The sequence below is a fragment of the Serratia sp. PL7 genome (assembly GCF_945957435.1).
Genome location: NZ_CAMFLB010000025.1, coordinates 43,485 through 59,654, shown reverse-complemented (window position 1 = coordinate 59,654; position 16,170 = coordinate 43,485). Strand labels below are relative to the sequence as shown.

Below are 16,170 nucleotides of genomic sequence, written 5' to 3'. Positions count from 1 at the left end.
CCCTAACCCTCTCCCACAGGGAGAGGGGACCGACCGTGCTAGATCTTAGCTACGGCATTCATCCTCAACATCACCTTGTTACAGATTAACGTCCACACCTGGGTACGGTGCAATGGCGAACGCCGAACTGGGGCCAAATAACGGGCTTCATTGCTTAATCATATAGCCAAAAATCCGTTTCCAGCCGTGATCTTTCTTCTCGATATACACGCCCTGCAGCTCCGGTGAGAAGCCAGGCAAGCGGTTGATGCCCTCCTCCAGCGCCAGGAAGTAACGCTGTACCGCACCGCCCCACACTTCGCCTGGCACCACGCACAGCACACCCGGTGGATAAGGTAAGGCACCTTCCGCCGCAATGCGCCCTGCTGCCTGGGCGATCGGCACCAGCTCAACGTTGTCACGGATAAACTCGACGTTGGCATCCTGCGGATTCATCATCACCGGCGGGAAATGATCCTGACGGAACATCTCTTTTTGCAACTGCTTCACGTCGAAGCTGACGTACAAATCGTGCATCTCCTGGCAAAGTTGACGAAGGGTGTAGCCTGCATAACGCTGCTGATTCTTGCGATAAACCGTCGGCAAGACCTCACTCAGTGGCGCATCTGCTTCGACGTATCGCTCGAACTGCACCAGCATATCCACCAGATGATCCATTTTCGCCGGGTTCTCCGCCGGGGTGAGCAGGAACAGGATCGAGTTGAGATCGCACTTCTCCGGCACGATGCCGTTCTCACGCAGGAAGTTGGCCAGAATGGTGGCCGGGATACCGAACTCGGTGTACTGACCGGTGGCCGCATCAATCCCCGGCGTGGTCAGCAGCAACTTGCAAGGATCGACCAGATACTGCCCCTGCGCATAACCGGCAAAGCCGTGCCATTGCTCACCCGGTACAAAGTTGAAGAAGCGTGCGTCGTTGGCGATCAGGTCAGTATCGTAGTCCTGCCAGTTCTTGCCTGCCACCTGCGGTGGAATAAAGGGCCGCAGCTGCGAGCAGCGTGCCAACAGTTGTTTACGCGTGTCGATCCCCAGCTTGACGCACTCCATCCACATGCGGCGGCCAGCGGCACCGGCATGCATCTTGGCGTTGACGTCCAGCGCGGCAAACAGCGGATAAAACGGGCTGGTTGAGGCATGCAGCATAAACGCATTGTTGAGATGCTTATGGTTGCAGTGGCGCTTCTGGCCTTTAATGTGATCGTCTTTCTTGTGGATCTGCGAAGTCTGCGAGAACCCGGCCTGCTGCTTATGCACCGATTGCGTGACGAAAATACCCGGATCGTGCTCATCCAATTCCAGCAGCAACGGCGAGCACTCCTTCAGCATCGGGATAAAGCCTTCATACCCCACCCAGGCCGAATCAAACAGGATGTAATCGCACAGATGGCCGATGGTATCGATCACCTGACGGGCGTTATAAATCGTGCCGTCATAGGTGCCGAGCTGAATGATCGCCAGGCGGAAAGGCCGTGTCGCATTGGCCTTTTCCGGGGCTACATGGCGGATTTGCTCGCGCAGGTAAGCTTCATCAAAGCATTGGGAATCGATGCCGCCGATAAAACCAAACGGGTTACGCGCGGTTTCGAGATACACCGGCGTCGCCCCAGCCTGGATCAACGCGCCGTGGTGATTGGATTTATGGTTATTGCGATCGAACAGCACCAGATCGCCACGCGTCAGCAGCGCGTTGGTCACCACTTTATTGGATGCCGAAGTGCCGTTCAGCACGAAGTAGGTTTTATCGGCGTTGAACACTTTCGCCGCATGTTTTTGCGCATCCTTGGCCGAGCCTTCGTGGATCAGCAGATCGCCCAGCTTCACATCGGCGTTGCACATGTCCGAACGGAAAATCGTTTCGCCGTAAAACTCGAAAAACTTGCGCCCTGCCGGGTGTTTGCGGAAAAACTCGCCGCCCTGATGGCCCGGGCAGGCAAAGGTTGAGTTCTCCATTTCCACGTAGGTTTTCAGCGTTTTGAAGAACGGCGGTAACAGCGCCTGCTCGTAGGCATCGGCGGCGGCCTCCAACTGCGCCATGTAGAACGCTTTGGTCGCGGCAGCCAAGGCAAATACGCCAGTAATCAACGGTAGGTGATCCGGGGAAAGCTGTTCATCCCCCTCAACGGCAACAAACGTCGGGATCTCAAAGCCGGTCGCTTTAAGCGTTGCCAGAATACCGGCATCCACATCGCTAACGGAGACCACGGCCGCCGCCACATCGGTGTAGTCAGTCTGCCCCACGCGCACAATTTCGCGCAGGGTTTCAATGCTGGCTACCAGGCTGGCGCTGGTTGCTATCTTCAATTCTTTCATCATGCTGAGTCTCAAACGGTTAAGGATGAGGGTGTGCCACTGGGCACATAATGAGATAACCCTGGTTATCCCGGCAAAGTGATGAGCCAAGGCGCAACCATGACCGGCCGATGCGGGTAGGCATCAGACAACTATCGGGGACTGGGATCGGCAGCGTCCGATAGACATCAGTAAAATCAGAGCCGCAGCTCTATTTTTAATCATGCCTAACAGCGAGCATTGGCTAGCTTTACCGCATAACGGGCAGCGGTGTTCGCATAAATGGCGTTAAGGATACATGGAGTGATGGCATCATCAGACGTCTGGAGCGCAGCTGCGCTGAGGTGGTTAAACCCGTCATGCCTGTACTCCTCTGTGATGAAGTGGGGAATTCGCGCAATGATTACACGTTTTTTTCGAGGGTTCAAGCCGGTTAATAGTTACTATTAATGCATAATTATTTATTGATACCGTGTGGGTTTCCCCACACGGCCAGGCAGGCGTTGATTAGAACAGGTTGAACTTGTAATCCACCTGCAGTTCGATCGAGTGGTTCTGAGCGCGCATCGGCTTGCCATCCGAGGTCAGCTTCGGCTGGTTGCTCTGGCTCTGGTAGTTCCAGGATGGGCCACCGGACAGCTGCACTGCCAGGTTTTTCAGTGCAGGCTGTGACGGCGTCCAGCGGGAGAAAACCAGGGTTTCACCACGCTCAATGCTATGGCCTCGGTACTTCATCCCCCAGCCATAGTTGGTGACCATCCCCAGCTCAACCTCTGGCGTAACGGCATAGCCGAAGGTCCAGGCCAGCATCTTTTCCTTATCGCCCACATAGTCGTTACCCCAACTGTCGGCCATGGAGTTAAAGGTGCCGCGGCTGTGCTTGGCCAGGTGCCACTCAAAGCGCCCTAACCCGTTGCCATTATCGAGTGAGGCACGGGTGTATGAAGCCCCAACCTTGTGCTTCCAACGCTCGGCGCGCCATTCGGCGTACATCGCATAATGGTAGGCATCGTCATCGAACGTCTTGTGACGGGTGGACATGCGGGTCCAATCTTGCAGACCATGGTTGTAATACACCTGGCTGGCAAACTTGAGGCGATTTTCCGCCCATGACGCCGGTTGCCACCCCAGTTCCACCCCGTGGCGTTGCATATAGTTATGGCTTTCACCCAGGAAATAGAGTGCGCTATAGCCGTGATCGCTATAGCTCAATTCACCCGTCGCAATGCTGCTGATCTCCTTTTTATCCGCAGTGAGGAAATGGATCTTATCCGGAGAATCCCTGTCGCTATAACGGGTCACATAAGCACCTCGTACCCGTACTGGCCCGGTAGCCGCTTCACCACGCAATCCCAGGTAGGTACTTGGAATAGCGCGCGTGGAGTTGTTAAGTGCGCCCCATTTTTTAATCTGCTGCCAACCGGAATAAAGGTGCAGATAGGTGTCATCATCACCCAAACGCCCTTTCAGGTAGAGCTGACCCATCTTGTTGAAACCTTTCGCCTGGCCGTTGTCGTTATACAACACGCTACGGCCCCAGAAATCATCGCTGGCGGCCAGCTTAATCACGCCATAATAAGAAGCATCTACTCCCAATATATCTGCAAAATAGCCGGACTGATAATCAAGCGTGATCCCCTGCCCCCAGGCCGTTTGGATGGAGCGTTCCCCATAATCCTCGGTGCTTAAATTTTTAAACACGTTACGGAAAGAAAGATCTGCGTGACTATCATTAATAAAACTTGAGAAGAGATGATCGCTTACCTTTATTTCCTCTGCGCTGAGGGGTAAAGAGAACATCAGTGCAAACAATGCAAGAGGCTTTTTTATTTTAAATTTATTGATTTGATACATAGAAAAATCCCGTTTTCTATCTACTCACCCAGAACTATTTTAATTAAATGATTTCTAGATAATGTTGGAAATGTTTCACCCCGCAACCAGGGTGAAACACGGCTAATATTATTATTCTGTAATAATGGTATGGATCAGTTTTGGTGCTTGCGCCTTATCGGCAAGGGTGATGCTGTCATAGATTTTCGCCATGACGTTCGCCACATCCGGGCGGTTGGCATGGATCGTCACCAGTGAGTCACCGATGGCGACCCGATCGCCGACTTTTTTATGCATCATCAGGCCCACGGCCAGATCGATGTCATCTTCCTTGGTGGCACGACCGGCACCGAGCAACATGGCTGCCACGCCGATTTCATCGGCCACAATATTGGCTACCACACCCGCCTGCTTGGCCGGAACCTCAATCAGGTATTTAGCCTGCGGCAGCTTCTCTGGATGATCCACCATTGAAGCATCGCCGCCCTGGTTGGCCAGGAAGTCACGGAACTTGGCCAACGCCTTGCCGTTATCAATCACCTCTTGCAGCATGGCGCGCGCAGCCGGTAACGAATCGGCCTTCTTCGCCAGCACGACCATTTGGCTACCCAACTGCATGACCAGTTCGGTCAGATCTTCCGGGCCTTCGCCACGCAGCGTATCGATGGCTTCCTTCACTTCCAGCGCATTACCGATGGCGTAGCCCAAGGGCTGCGACATATCGGAGATCACCGCCATGGTATTACGGCCCACGTGGTTACCAATGCGCACCATCGCCGTGGCCAACTCGACGGCATCTTCAGTGGTTTTCATAAACGCACCGGCACCGGTTTTCACGTCCAACACGATGGCATCGGCACCCGCCGCAATCTTCTTGCTCATGATCGAACCGGCGATCAGCGGAATGGAGTTCACCGTACCGGTCACATCACGCAGCGCATACAGCTTCTTATCCGCCGGGGTCAGGTTACCGGTCTGGCCAATCACTGCCACCTTGTCGCGGTTCACCAGCTCGATAAACTGTTTGCTGGAGATTTCCACATGGAAACCGGCCACCGCTTCCAACTTATCGATAGTGCCGCCGGTATGCCCCAGGCCACGGCCAGACATCTTCGCCACCGGGATATCCAGCGCCGCTACCAGCGGTGCCAGCACCAGCGTGGTGGTATCACCCACGCCGCCGGTGGAGTGTTTGTCTACCTTGACGCCTTCGATCGCCGAGAGATCGATTACGTCACCGGAGTTCACCATCGACATCGTCAGATCGGCACGCTCACGGTCGTTCATATCCTGAAAGAAGATCGCCATCGCCAGCGCACTGGCCTGGTAATCCGGAATATCTCCCCGGGTGTAGCCGTTAACAAAAAACTCGATCTCTTGCGTAGTCAGCTCTTTTCCATCGCGCTTTTTGGCGATGATATCAACCATTCTCATTGTCATTCCCCGGATCTTTATTTCTGTAAGTCGATCTTGTAAACGGCAAAGCCGATATCGTCTTTTCCTACCAGCGTCATTGGATGCTGTGCGGACTGTTTGATGTAATCAGCCGCATTCTGGCTTGGTGAGGTCTCGATGCGGATATCCAACGGCTTATCCGCAGTAATTTGCGCGATCCGCCAGTTGTTTTTTACCTCTGGCTTATATGCGCCATGCTGTTTGGTCTGCTCGGAGATGTAGTTGGCCACGATAGTGCGCACTTCATCCGGCGAGGAGATAACGATATTTTTTTCACCCGTGCCGGCGAATTTGCCGGTAAATGCCCGGTAATTGTTCACGGCAACCAGGAATGGCGCGTCTGCTACCACCGGCTTACCTTTATAGGTCAGCGACTTGATACGCTGGGCCTGTGGATTGATCACGTTGCAATCCACGTCATAACGCGCAGGCTGGGTCACGTCGATCTGATAGCTCAGATCGTCAAACATATCGAAGTTGTAGGCCCGGAAACCGTTCCAGTTGAGCAGTGACTGTGGCTTATCGCTTTTCACGTCGATCTGGTTGTACATGCCCGCAGAGCACTCCAACCACTCTTTCAGATCGCTGCCTTTCACTTTCACTGCCGCCAGCGTGTTGGAATACTGGTAAAGATCGGCCGCGTTACGGAAGCTCAGAGGCCCTTTACGCATATCAACGAAGGCCGCCGGGTCGTTCTTCCTGCCACCCGCCTTGAACGGTGCCGCAGCAGAAAGAACCGGGATTTCAGCCAGATCCGGATCGCCCTGAATAAAGTGTTCAACGTAGGCTTTCTGCGCCGCACGGATGATCTGGATGGCCGAGGAGTCCTGCACTAATGACAGATAGGTATTGGTGTCTTCGGCAATGGTGCCAATCGGCTTGTTAACGAATTCACGGGTGTCGTTATGCGCCTGTTCCAGCGTTTTCACCAGCGTAGCCTTGGCCTCGACCAGCGATTTGTCATTCTTCTTATCAAAAATTGGGCGGGCTTCTGCACGGCTGGAGACCACCTTCCACTTATTGGTTTCCCCTTCCAGCACCAGGTCGATCACCCCCAGGTTATCCGCCCAGTGGCCCGGCATGACTGCGGGTACGCCATTAACCGTACCCTTTTCAAGATCTACCCCAGGAATAGCGGCGAAATCCTTGCTTGGGAAAATACCGTGAGAGTGGCCAAAGGTAATGGCATCGATGCCTGGAACCTGCGTGAGGTAGTAGACCGAATTTTCTGCCAGCGCCTTGTAAGGATCGGCAGAGATGCCGGAGTGGGCGATAGCAATCACGATATCCGCCCCTTCTTTACGCATCTGTGGCACCAGTTCCCTGGCAGTTTCGGTAATATCTTTGGCGACCACCTTGCCCGACAGCTTGTCCTTGTCCCACAGCACAATCTGTGGCGGTACGAAGCCGATATAACCGATGCGCAGCTTATGCTCTTTACCCTCGGTATCTTTTACCGGCGTGTCCACGATCAGGTACTGTTTGAAATAAGGCTTGTTGGTCTTGGCGTCATAGACGTTGGCGTTGATGTACGGGAATTTGGCCCCGCTAATCGCCATTTTCAGGTAATCCAGCCCGTAGTTGAACTCGTGGTTGCCCAGGCTGCCGACTGCATAATCGAGGGTGTTCATCGCCTGATAAACCGGATGCACATCGCCCTTCTTCAGGTTGGCAGCGGCATAGTCCGCCATCGGGCTACCCTGGATGATATCGCCGTTATCGACCAGCACGCTGTTGGTCGCTTCTGCGCGGGCAGCATCAATCAAGGTGGCCGCTCTCACCAAACCGTACTGAGCGGTGGCTTTATCTTTGTAATAGTCATAATCCATCATGTTGCCGTGAACGTCGGTGGTTTCCATGATACGGAGATCCACCGTTGCGGCATGCGCAGCGCCTGTAACCAACAGGGCCACTAACGATAGCTTGAGGGGAGAAGTCATTTTCATCACATATTCCTTATTGTTATAGCGATAGCAGGCCACAACCTCTTGATGTGGCCTTGAGCTAATTAAAAGAAGAAACCTACGACGGCGGCGTTCAGGAAGCTGACCAGCGTGGAGCCGTAAAGCAGCTTCAGGCCAAAGCGGGCTGCGGCATTACCTTGCTTGGAGTCCAACGCCTTGATGGCACCGACAATAATGCCGATAGAGGAGAAGTTGGCGAACGACACCAGGAACACCGAGATAATCGCCATGGTACGTTCAGAGAAGTTGTAATTACCCTGTGACAGGTTGAGCATGGCAACAAATTCGTTGCTGACGATCTTGGTTGCCATCAGGCCACCGGCCTGCACCGCTTCGTGCCACGGCACCCCCACCAGGAAAGCCAGTGGTGAGAACACATAACCCAATACCCCTTGGAAGGAAATGCCAAATGCAGCGGTGAATAGCGCGTTAGCCATGGTGATCAGCGCAATAAAGCCGATCAGCATCGCACCAACGATAATCGCTACCTTGAAGCCATCGAGGATGTATTCGCTCAGGACTTCGAAGAAGCTCTGCTTCTCCCCTTCAACGACATCCAGAATGTCTTCCTCAGGCTTGACCTGATAAGGGTTGATCAGCGACGCCATGATAAAGCCACCAAACAGGTTCAGCACCAAGGCAGTCACCACGTAGCGCGGATCAAGCATCACCATGTAAGCGCCCACAATCGCCATGGAGACCGTCGACATGGCAGAGGTACACAACGTATACAGGCGATGCTCCGGCAGCAGGCCGAGCTGTTTTTTCACCGAGATGAACACTTCAGACTGACCGAGGATCGCCGAAGCCACCGCGTTATAGGACTCTAAGCGCCCCATGCCGTTGACTTTGCTCAGCGCCAGGCCGATGTACTTGATGATAAAGCCCAAGATGCGCCAGTGCTGCAGAATGCCGATCAGCGCGGAGATAAATACGATGGGCAGCAAAACGGACAGGAAGAAAGAGATCTCGCCGTGATTCACCAAACCACCAAAGACGAAGTTAACCCCTTCGTTGGCATAGGAGAGCAAATTGCCAAATACCCCGGCGATCACGCCAATCACTTTATTGCCTACGTCGGTCTTAAGCAGCAGTGCGGTCATCAAAAACTGGCAGGCCAGCATGACGAAAATCGGACGATAGCGAATGTTTTTGCGATCGTTGCTCACTAAAAGCGCCAAAATACAGATAGTAACAATACACACTATCCCTATGATATATTTCATCTTTTCCCCAAAATTATCTGTGAACTTTTACGTTCCGTTGCCGAGCCTTGTACCCTGACGTTTGCCGGGAACTAATGATGTTATTATCGAAACATAACACAGACATTATGTTATTAAAGTTACATCGATCACATTTAAAAATCACAATAACCTTAAAATACATACATGTAACATGTTGCACTTATTACTAACATTAACTTGATTAGAGAATAGGCAGGGGTAAACATTGTTGGGGGTGAGTTTTCGATCTCTGGTGTCGGGCGTTTTGGGGGAGAAGGGAGAATGCTGGCGCAGGAAGGTAGCCCTGCCCTTGCTTGAAATTAGAGCAATCGCTCGGCTTTGTGACAGAAACCCATTGACGACACAGGGCCAAATACGGTTTAATGCGCCCCGTTGCCCGGATAGCTCAGTCGGTAGAGCAGGGGATTGAAAATCCCCGTGTCCTTGGTTCGATTCCGAGTCCGGGCACCATATTCAGAAGCGCTTGTCAATAATTCAGGATGAAAAATTGACCGGTTCTAAAGCGGGTCCAGATACACGATAACCGAAGGTGTGGTTGGAAAGTTTCATCCAGTGATACCATTACCCGGTTGTTGTAAAAAGGCTCTCGATGATCCCGCCTATCTCACTAGGCGGGATCTTTCGTGTACGATTTTTACAGCTTCCATAGGCGAATGTCAAATTGTGTCAAGGGGATACTCGTATTCAGCATCTCACCCTTTTCCCCATTCCTGCTCCAGAAGTTCACGTAACGCATCAATATCTTCATCAATATACTCCAACGTAGACCGTAAGCTGGAGTGCCCCAACAGACGTTTGACGGCTTGAATATTACGATCCGGGGATTTCATCAGGTTGGTCGCTACCGTGTGCCGAAAACGGTGAGGGCTGACAGCAAATCGGCACTCCTTGGAAATACGCCGAAAAAAAGCCCTTATGGGGTAAATCCCCATGTCTATGTCGTAACTTCCTGCCGCAAGCTGTGCTCTTCGTTTCAGGTCAAAACGGTTCACATTGAAAAGCTGATCACCTGATCCCGCACCTGCCGCTAATGAGCGTTCTAGAATGACCTCTAAGCGCGGATATAAAATAGATGTTATCGGAACCTTGAATTCACGGTGATTTTTTGAACCTTCGGAAATCACATCGATCCAGCGCTCCTCCAGATTGACATCGCACACCCGTACATGCAGAAGTTGGTTTTGACGCATCCCGGTATGACTTAACGTATCCAGTACAGACAGCCAAAACCAGGCAGGATAGCAAGCATTGGCTCGAGTGCTCATGGCATACGATTGAGCAAAGAGTCTCTCCTGTTGATGATGTTGATCCATCAATCGATAAACTGTTTTCACCTGCCCCTTTGAAAGCGTTTTTTTCTTCTTTTTCCCTACCCGGACAACCGCCTTATTAAAGGGGTTTTCCGTGTGGGATAGTAATCCCTTCTTCATGCCAAAATTAAATAATGCTCGCATATGCGTGACTTTATTGTTCCAGGTACAAGCCTCCAGTTTCTGTTCTTTAAGAACATGCCTACGCCATTCAAGTACCAATGTATTGCTAACATCACCAGGCAATTGCTGTGCGTACTTCTGAAAAGTTCGAACAACTTTCCGGTAACTCCATTCCGTCGCTGGCCGAAGAGAGTTACTGAAAAAATACTGCTCCATCAACTGTTCAAACGTCACATCCATCATGCCATAACTCCCTATTTCCTAAGGTTTTATCATCACAAGTGGGTTATCCCCTGGAATGTTATGGCCTTTATACAGTTTTTTGGCAACGATAAGATAACCTGTCATTTTCTGGAATCGCCCTTCCCTGGCCTTATCTTGATAGACATGGCAGGTATACATCACGCCTTTATCCTGTCGATGTCTCCCTAATCGTTCGAAGGCATTCTGTAAATGAGTTTTATCTTCGGAATGCCCCTGATTTTCCGATAAAAATTGGTGAAAAATATTTGGCGCACGAATAAAGACATAACCTGCAATAATATGAATCCTGGCATCGACAGTATTTACTGCAAAATCCCCTGAGCAACATCCTTCACTCAACCATCGCCAAAAACGTTCTCCAATCCCCTCTGGATCTGAAGGAGCGATGTCTTCCCCTGATTCAATCGCCGTATGCATCGATAATGCCTGCGCATCCTGCACCAAATTAGTGGGGTCAGAAAAACCCATGACAGCCAATAAATCCCCCGTAGTATCTTCTTCAGGAGAAGCTGGTTTGACAGCTTCACTATCAGGCACAGCGCTGTCGAGAGAGAAAGCAAGCCCTTCTGGTAGAGGACTCTCACCAGGTAGGAAAGAGGGAACCAGTTCCGGGGAAGATGCTGACTGAAGAGAGCTATTCACTAATGGCATTATCGTTTCAGGTGCAACCTGTGGGGTTGAGGCCGTAGTAGCAATGGCAGGTTCCCCTTTTCCTATTGATGTAGAGATAGCTTCAGAGACAATGGCATTGACTATTCCTGATTCGTTTCGAAATCCCGTCAAATACAGGGACAACGTGTTCAGCACCTCCGGCCAAGTACTCAACCAGATCAATACCTCATCAGGGATGACTTTCCAGGCCAGCATCGCGCCCAAGCTCTGCACCCGTATCGCATCAGCAACAGGCTTGAAACGAAAACGGTAAGGTGCATCCGGCATGGCACCAAGCGGCATCCAGCGCTGTCCACTTTCCAGCTCAACTTCGATATGGCATAACATGTCGAGCGACTGCAGCATGGCGGCATAGACAATCACCGCATTCCAGGCGGCACTCTGTGAGGCCTGATCTTCCGGTTGTGCCCCAACCGGCAACAGGTAATTTTTTGATAGCCGGGCAGCATAGGCCACTGTTTCAAGCAGATGATCCACCATCCCCCCCAGATAGGCATGATGGCCGTTCTCCGTGGCAGGGAACTGCTGCATCAGCGTGACGCAGTGTTCCAGCGGTTGCAGGTAATACTGCTGATACAGACTTTTTGGCAGTGACGAGTAATCCCACAACATCTGCAGCCATTGACGGCGCGGTGATATAGCCAAAAGTTTGGCTGCTTGTTCAGGTGCATGATAGCCATCAGGAACACTAGCGCCAGAGATAGCAACTCTCGCCTCCCCCTTTCCGATCGCCGTAGGTAGAAGTTTAAGGAGTGATTTCAACATGACTATTCTTCCAATAAGGTGTGTTTAGCAACAGTCTCAGCAAACTTACTTAACACCGTTTTTGCGATGAAATAACGCGCTAAAAAATATCTTTTATCAACACAATCAAATCCTTACAATAAGTTAACCCTACCATTTTATGGATATGCTTTTTCTCAGCAACAAAGAACCATAACTCACGCTTTAAAAGTTATTTATCTTCATTTTTTCATAGCTACATTCAATTAAAAAATGTCAGCTAAGGGCTTCATGATAACAAATACTTCTGTTATTCTCGAAATATGGAAATGTAAAAAGTGAGAGTCATGATGGAACTAGATGCCGTCGCAAGCGCCCTGAAAGAGTTGGGCCACCCTACCCGGTTGAGCGTTTACAAAGCGCTTGTCCGGTCTGGAGAGTGCGGGCTTCCCGTTGGTGAACTGCAAAAACGGTTAGACATTCCAGGCTCCACATTGAGTCATCACATTTCTGCACTAGTGTCGGTCGGTTTGCTGCAACAACGTCGTGAAGGCCGTACGCTGCATTGCCTTCCGCAATACGAAGTCCTCAACCAAATCGTCTCTTTCCTGGTTGAAGAGTGCTGTGCCGATCAAGACAAGTAATCACAATACACTGAATTTATTCTATTTAATTCGAAGTAAAAAATGCGAGGAGAAGCAATACACGATGAGCGACCTACTTTCTACATTGGATAACGTGGATAAGCCCCTCTTTGATTTGAGTATTTCTGAAGATCGATTTTTCGGTAAAAAAATCAATCATGCACCACGTATCTTGATGCTCTACGGCTCAGTGCGGGAGCGTTCTTACAGCAGGCTCGCGACGGAAGAAGCAGCACGTTTGTTGACAGCTATGGGTGCGGACGTGCGTATTTTTAATCCATCCGGATTACCGCTACCTGACGATGCCCCCGATACTCATCCTAAAGTGATGGAGTTACGTGAGTTGGTGATGTGGTCCGAAGGCATGGTGTGGTGCTCACCAGAGCGTCACGGTGCGATGACGGGGATCATGAAGGCTCAAATAGATTGGATACCTCTTTCGACCGGTGCCGTCCGTCCCTCACAGGGAAAAACGCTGGCAGTGATGCAAGTCAGTGGAGGTTCCCAATCATTTAACGCTGTGAATCAAATGCGTATCCTCGGGCGTTGGATGAGGATGATCACTATCCCCAATCAATCTTCTGTAGCAAAAGCCTGGCAGGAATTTGATGATGAAGACCGAATGAAACCTTCGTCCTATTATGATCGTATCGTCGATGTGATGGAGGAACTCATGAAATTCACCCTACTCACTCGCAGTAATTCTGACTATCTTGTCGATCGCTACAGCGAGCGTAAAGAAAGTGCTGAGGCGCTGTCTGCCCGCGTCAATCAAGGGAGCATCTAGCCAGACAATGGAGGCACTTCAACAGTTTAATCACTGCATGACCACCTTTTGGACGCAGCATCAGGCTGAGTTCCACCAATTTTTGAGAGCAAGAACTGGCGATAACGAATTAGCGTCCGACTTATTGCAGGAGCTTTTTCTCAAAGCCAGATCGATTTCTGATAACTTTTGCCAAATGCAGAACCCCAGAGCCTGGTTGTATACCTGTGCCCGCAATTTATTAATTGATACGCATAGAACTGCCAAGCCATTTCAGGAACTGCAAGAGTCATTTCTGTATCAAGAAGAACATTCACCGGCCATTACGTCATTGACAGAATGTTTGCCTGAGGTGCTTCAAACACTCAATGAGGAAGAACGTGAACTCATTGAACTTTGCGATATCTATCAGTACAGCCAGAAAGAAGTAGCAACATACAAAAATCTGTCACTTCCCGCGGTTAAATCGCGGTTACTCCGCGCCAGGCAACACCTTAAGCAGCAAATGATGGAAACCTGTACCATTGAGCTGGATGAGTTGGCCCAAATCTGTTGCCATAAAAAAATTTCCTGAAAAAACGCATCCTTTTCTATCCCCATTCGTTTACCTCAATGTAAGGCTACCCACTACTACATTGAGGATCAGAAAATGCCAAAAATTGAAATCTTTGAACCGGCTGGCTGCTGTGCAACCAGTAGTGTTGTTGTCAATCAGGACGCCATCACTTTCAGCACGGATATGGAATGGTGCAAGCAGAATGGGCTGGATGTTACTCGGCATAATCTGTCAAAAAATCCGCAAAGCTTTCTGCAAAACACCGTCGTCAAATCTTTCCTAAATTCTTCTGGGGCAGACTCCCTTCCATTAACCCTGCTTGATGGAAATGTAGTTATGGCAGGCCGTCTTCCTACCCGAGCTGATTTTGCCCGCTGGACAGATACCCCGTTGACTGCGGACTCAGCGGACACTAAGCAACCATCCTGTTGCTCTATCCCCCGTATGCCATAACGTTCCAGAAAATTTAAAAAGTTAGAAGAGGTTCATCATGAAAATTAATTTTTTAGAAGGGATCACCCCCTTTATTTTCTTTACCGGGAAAGGTGGCGTTGGGAAAACATCGCTGGCTTGCGCCACCGCAGTTACACTGGCTGACAGCGGGAAAAAGGTTCTGCTTGTCAGTACCGACCCTGCGTCAAACGTCGGACAGGTATTTGACCAGAAAATTGGGCACCAGATTGTTGCTATAACTAAAGTTGCCAACCTGTCAGCGATGGAAGTCGATCCAATGGCTGCGGCACAAGCCTACCGAGACCGTGTGTTAGATCCAGTCCGTGATGTGATGCCCAAAGAAATTGTGCAAAGTATTGAAGAACAACTGTCAGGCTCTTGCACCACGGAGATCGCCGCCTTTGATGAGTTTACTGGCTTGCTCACCAACACTTCTCTTCGCAGCGATTTTGACCATATTGTTTTCGACACTGCACCAACAGGCCATACAATCCGTATGCTGGAACTCCCTGGAGCCTGGTCAGGCTATCTTGAAGCCAACCCCGACGCAGCAGCAAACCTGGGGCCACTCATCGGTCTTGAAAAACAGAGAAATCAATATGCTGATGCCGTTGCTGCACTGTCAGACCCTGAACTGACTCGATTGGTACTAGTTGCCAGAGCCCAGGCATCGACTCTGAAAGAGGTCTCTCACACCTATGAGGAGCTCTACAATATTGGTCTGAAGCAGCAATACCTGGCTATCAACGGTATCCTGCCTGCAGAAGCGGCCAAGAATGACATTCTGGCCGAAAGCATCATTGCCCGAGAGAAAAAGGCACTGAATGAAATGCCGAAGAATCTTTCCGCATTACCCTTAAGCCAACTGCCGTTGAAACCGTTCAACCTGGTAGGCTTGGGTGCACTGCGCAAATTGTTCACCGATAGCAACACTGACGAACTGGAAACGATCCGGGCTGACCAGCAGGATCTGACCTTCCCTAGATTGTCTCAACTCGTCGATGAATTAAGTGCGTCAGGCAAAGGCCTGGTGATGACAATGGGTAAAGGTGGCGTAGGTAAAACTACCATTGCCGCCTCTATTGCAGTTTCTCTCGCACAAAAAGGGCATAAAGTTCATTTAACGACCTCAGATCCTGCAGCCCATTTATCTTATACCCTTGATGGTAGCCTGGATAACCTGACGGTCAGCAGGATTGACCCGAAGGTTGAGACAGAAAAGTATCGCCAGTTTGTTCTGAGTAATCAGGGTAAGGGACTTGATGCTGAAGGGTTAGCGGTTTTAGAGGAGGATTTACGCTCCCCGTGTACTGAAGAGATTGCAGTCTTTCAGGCATTCTCCCGCGTCATTAAAGAAGCAGAAGACCATTTCGTCATTATGGACACCGCACCAACCGGCCATACGTTGCTGTTGCTGGACGCCACCGGCGCTTACCACCGCGAAATGGTACGTCAGATGGGACAAAGTGGTGAACAGGCATTGACCCCCATGATGCAACTGCAAGATCCTGATCAAACGAAGGTGGTGATTGTCACCCTCGCTGAAACTACACCGGTATTGGAAGCGGCCAACCTGCAGGAAGATCTGCGCCGGGCAGACATTGAGCCTTGGGCATGGGTTATCAATAATAGCCTGGCGGCTGCATCACCCAGCTCTCCATTCCTCATTACCCGCTCAAATCGCGAACTGCCCCTCATTTCTGAGGTTGAAAAGAAATACGGCCATCGGATTGCTGTTGTTCCTCAACAATCCGCTGACCCTGTTGGCGTGGCCCAACTGCAAAAGTTGGCAGCTAGCGAATAACATCCCTCACGGCACAAGGCACGCGCGCAGAGCGTGCCTTGTGCCGTGAGGGTTTTAGTTTTGAAAA

At 50.8% G+C, this 16,170-nt stretch carries 12 protein-coding genes and 1 tRNA gene; 6 read left to right on the top strand and 7 right to left on the bottom strand.

What is annotated here, in order from left to right; genetic code table 11:
• Positions 1-147: 147 nt before the first annotated feature.
• From speF to N6G83_RS44615, 5 genes are all read right to left on the bottom strand, one after another.
• Positions 148-2,310 (bottom strand): ornithine decarboxylase SpeF, encoded by a 2,163-nt coding sequence (gene speF, locus N6G83_RS44635; protein ID WP_211135965.1) that lies wholly within the window; start codon positions 2,308-2,310, stop codon positions 148-150.
• A 486-nt stretch (positions 2,311-2,796) separates the two neighbouring features.
• On the bottom strand, positions 2,797-4,089 hold the full coding sequence (locus N6G83_RS44630) for an OprD family porin (protein WP_260524178.1): 1,293 nt from the start codon (positions 4,087-4,089) through the stop codon (positions 2,797-2,799).
• 165 nt (positions 4,090-4,254) lie between these two features.
• Positions 4,255-5,556 carry a pyrimidine-nucleoside phosphorylase gene (locus N6G83_RS44625; protein WP_024528372.1) on the bottom strand — a complete coding sequence of 434 codons (1,302 nt, stop codon included), beginning with the start codon at positions 5,554-5,556 and terminating at the stop codon, positions 4,255-4,257.
• 17 nt (positions 5,557-5,573) lie between these two features.
• Entirely contained in the window at positions 5,574-7,517 is a 1,944-nt protein-coding gene (locus N6G83_RS44620; RefSeq protein WP_409529736.1) for a bifunctional 2',3'-cyclic-nucleotide 2'-phosphodiesterase/3'-nucleotidase, read from the bottom strand.
• Between the two features lie 68 nt (positions 7,518-7,585).
• Positions 7,586-8,767: a NupC/NupG family nucleoside CNT transporter gene (locus tag N6G83_RS44615; protein WP_211135962.1), complete on the bottom strand. Its 1,182-nt coding sequence runs from the start codon at positions 8,765-8,767 to the stop codon at positions 7,586-7,588.
• A 395-nt stretch (positions 8,768-9,162) separates the two neighbouring features.
• Here N6G83_RS44615 and N6G83_RS44610 point away from each other — a divergent pair.
• Positions 9,163-9,238: transfer RNA gene (locus N6G83_RS44610), tRNA-Phe, on the top strand.
• Positions 9,239-9,480: 242 nt separating this feature from the next.
• Here the strand turns inward: N6G83_RS44610 and N6G83_RS44605 are convergent.
• Positions 9,481-10,464, bottom strand: a complete 984-nt coding sequence (locus N6G83_RS44605) for a tyrosine-type recombinase/integrase (RefSeq protein WP_050135188.1) — start codon at positions 10,462-10,464, stop codon at positions 9,481-9,483.
• An 18-nt stretch (positions 10,465-10,482) separates the two neighbouring features.
• Entirely contained in the window at positions 10,483-11,922 is a 1,440-nt protein-coding gene (locus N6G83_RS44600; RefSeq protein WP_072077654.1) for a TraI domain-containing protein, read from the bottom strand.
• Between the two features lie 308 nt (positions 11,923-12,230).
• Between N6G83_RS44600 and N6G83_RS44595 the strand changes: the two genes are divergently transcribed.
• The 5 genes from N6G83_RS44595 to arsA all read left to right on the top strand — a co-directional run bounded on the left by N6G83_RS44595 (position 12,231) and on the right by arsA (position 16,103).
• Positions 12,231-12,524 carry an ArsR/SmtB family transcription factor gene (locus tag N6G83_RS44595; protein ID WP_050135222.1) on the top strand — a complete coding sequence of 98 codons (294 nt, stop codon included), beginning with the start codon at positions 12,231-12,233 and terminating at the stop codon, positions 12,522-12,524.
• A 64-nt stretch (positions 12,525-12,588) separates the two neighbouring features.
• Positions 12,589-13,311, top strand: a complete 723-nt coding sequence (gene arsH, locus N6G83_RS44590; RefSeq protein ID WP_050135186.1) for an arsenical resistance protein ArsH — start codon at positions 12,589-12,591, stop codon at positions 13,309-13,311.
• A 7-nt stretch (positions 13,312-13,318) separates the two neighbouring features.
• Entirely contained in the window at positions 13,319-13,864 is a 546-nt protein-coding gene (locus tag N6G83_RS44585) for a sigma-70 family RNA polymerase sigma factor (RefSeq protein WP_050135185.1), read from the top strand.
• Positions 13,865-13,939: 75 nt separating this feature from the next.
• Positions 13,940-14,299: an arsenic metallochaperone ArsD family protein gene (locus tag N6G83_RS44580; RefSeq protein ID WP_050135183.1), complete on the top strand. Its 360-nt coding sequence runs from the start codon at positions 13,940-13,942 to the stop codon at positions 14,297-14,299.
• A 37-nt stretch (positions 14,300-14,336) separates the two neighbouring features.
• Positions 14,337-16,103, top strand: a complete 1,767-nt coding sequence (gene arsA, locus N6G83_RS44575; protein ID WP_050135182.1) for an arsenical pump-driving ATPase — start codon at positions 14,337-14,339, stop codon at positions 16,101-16,103.
• Positions 16,104-16,170 lie beyond the last annotated feature (67 nt).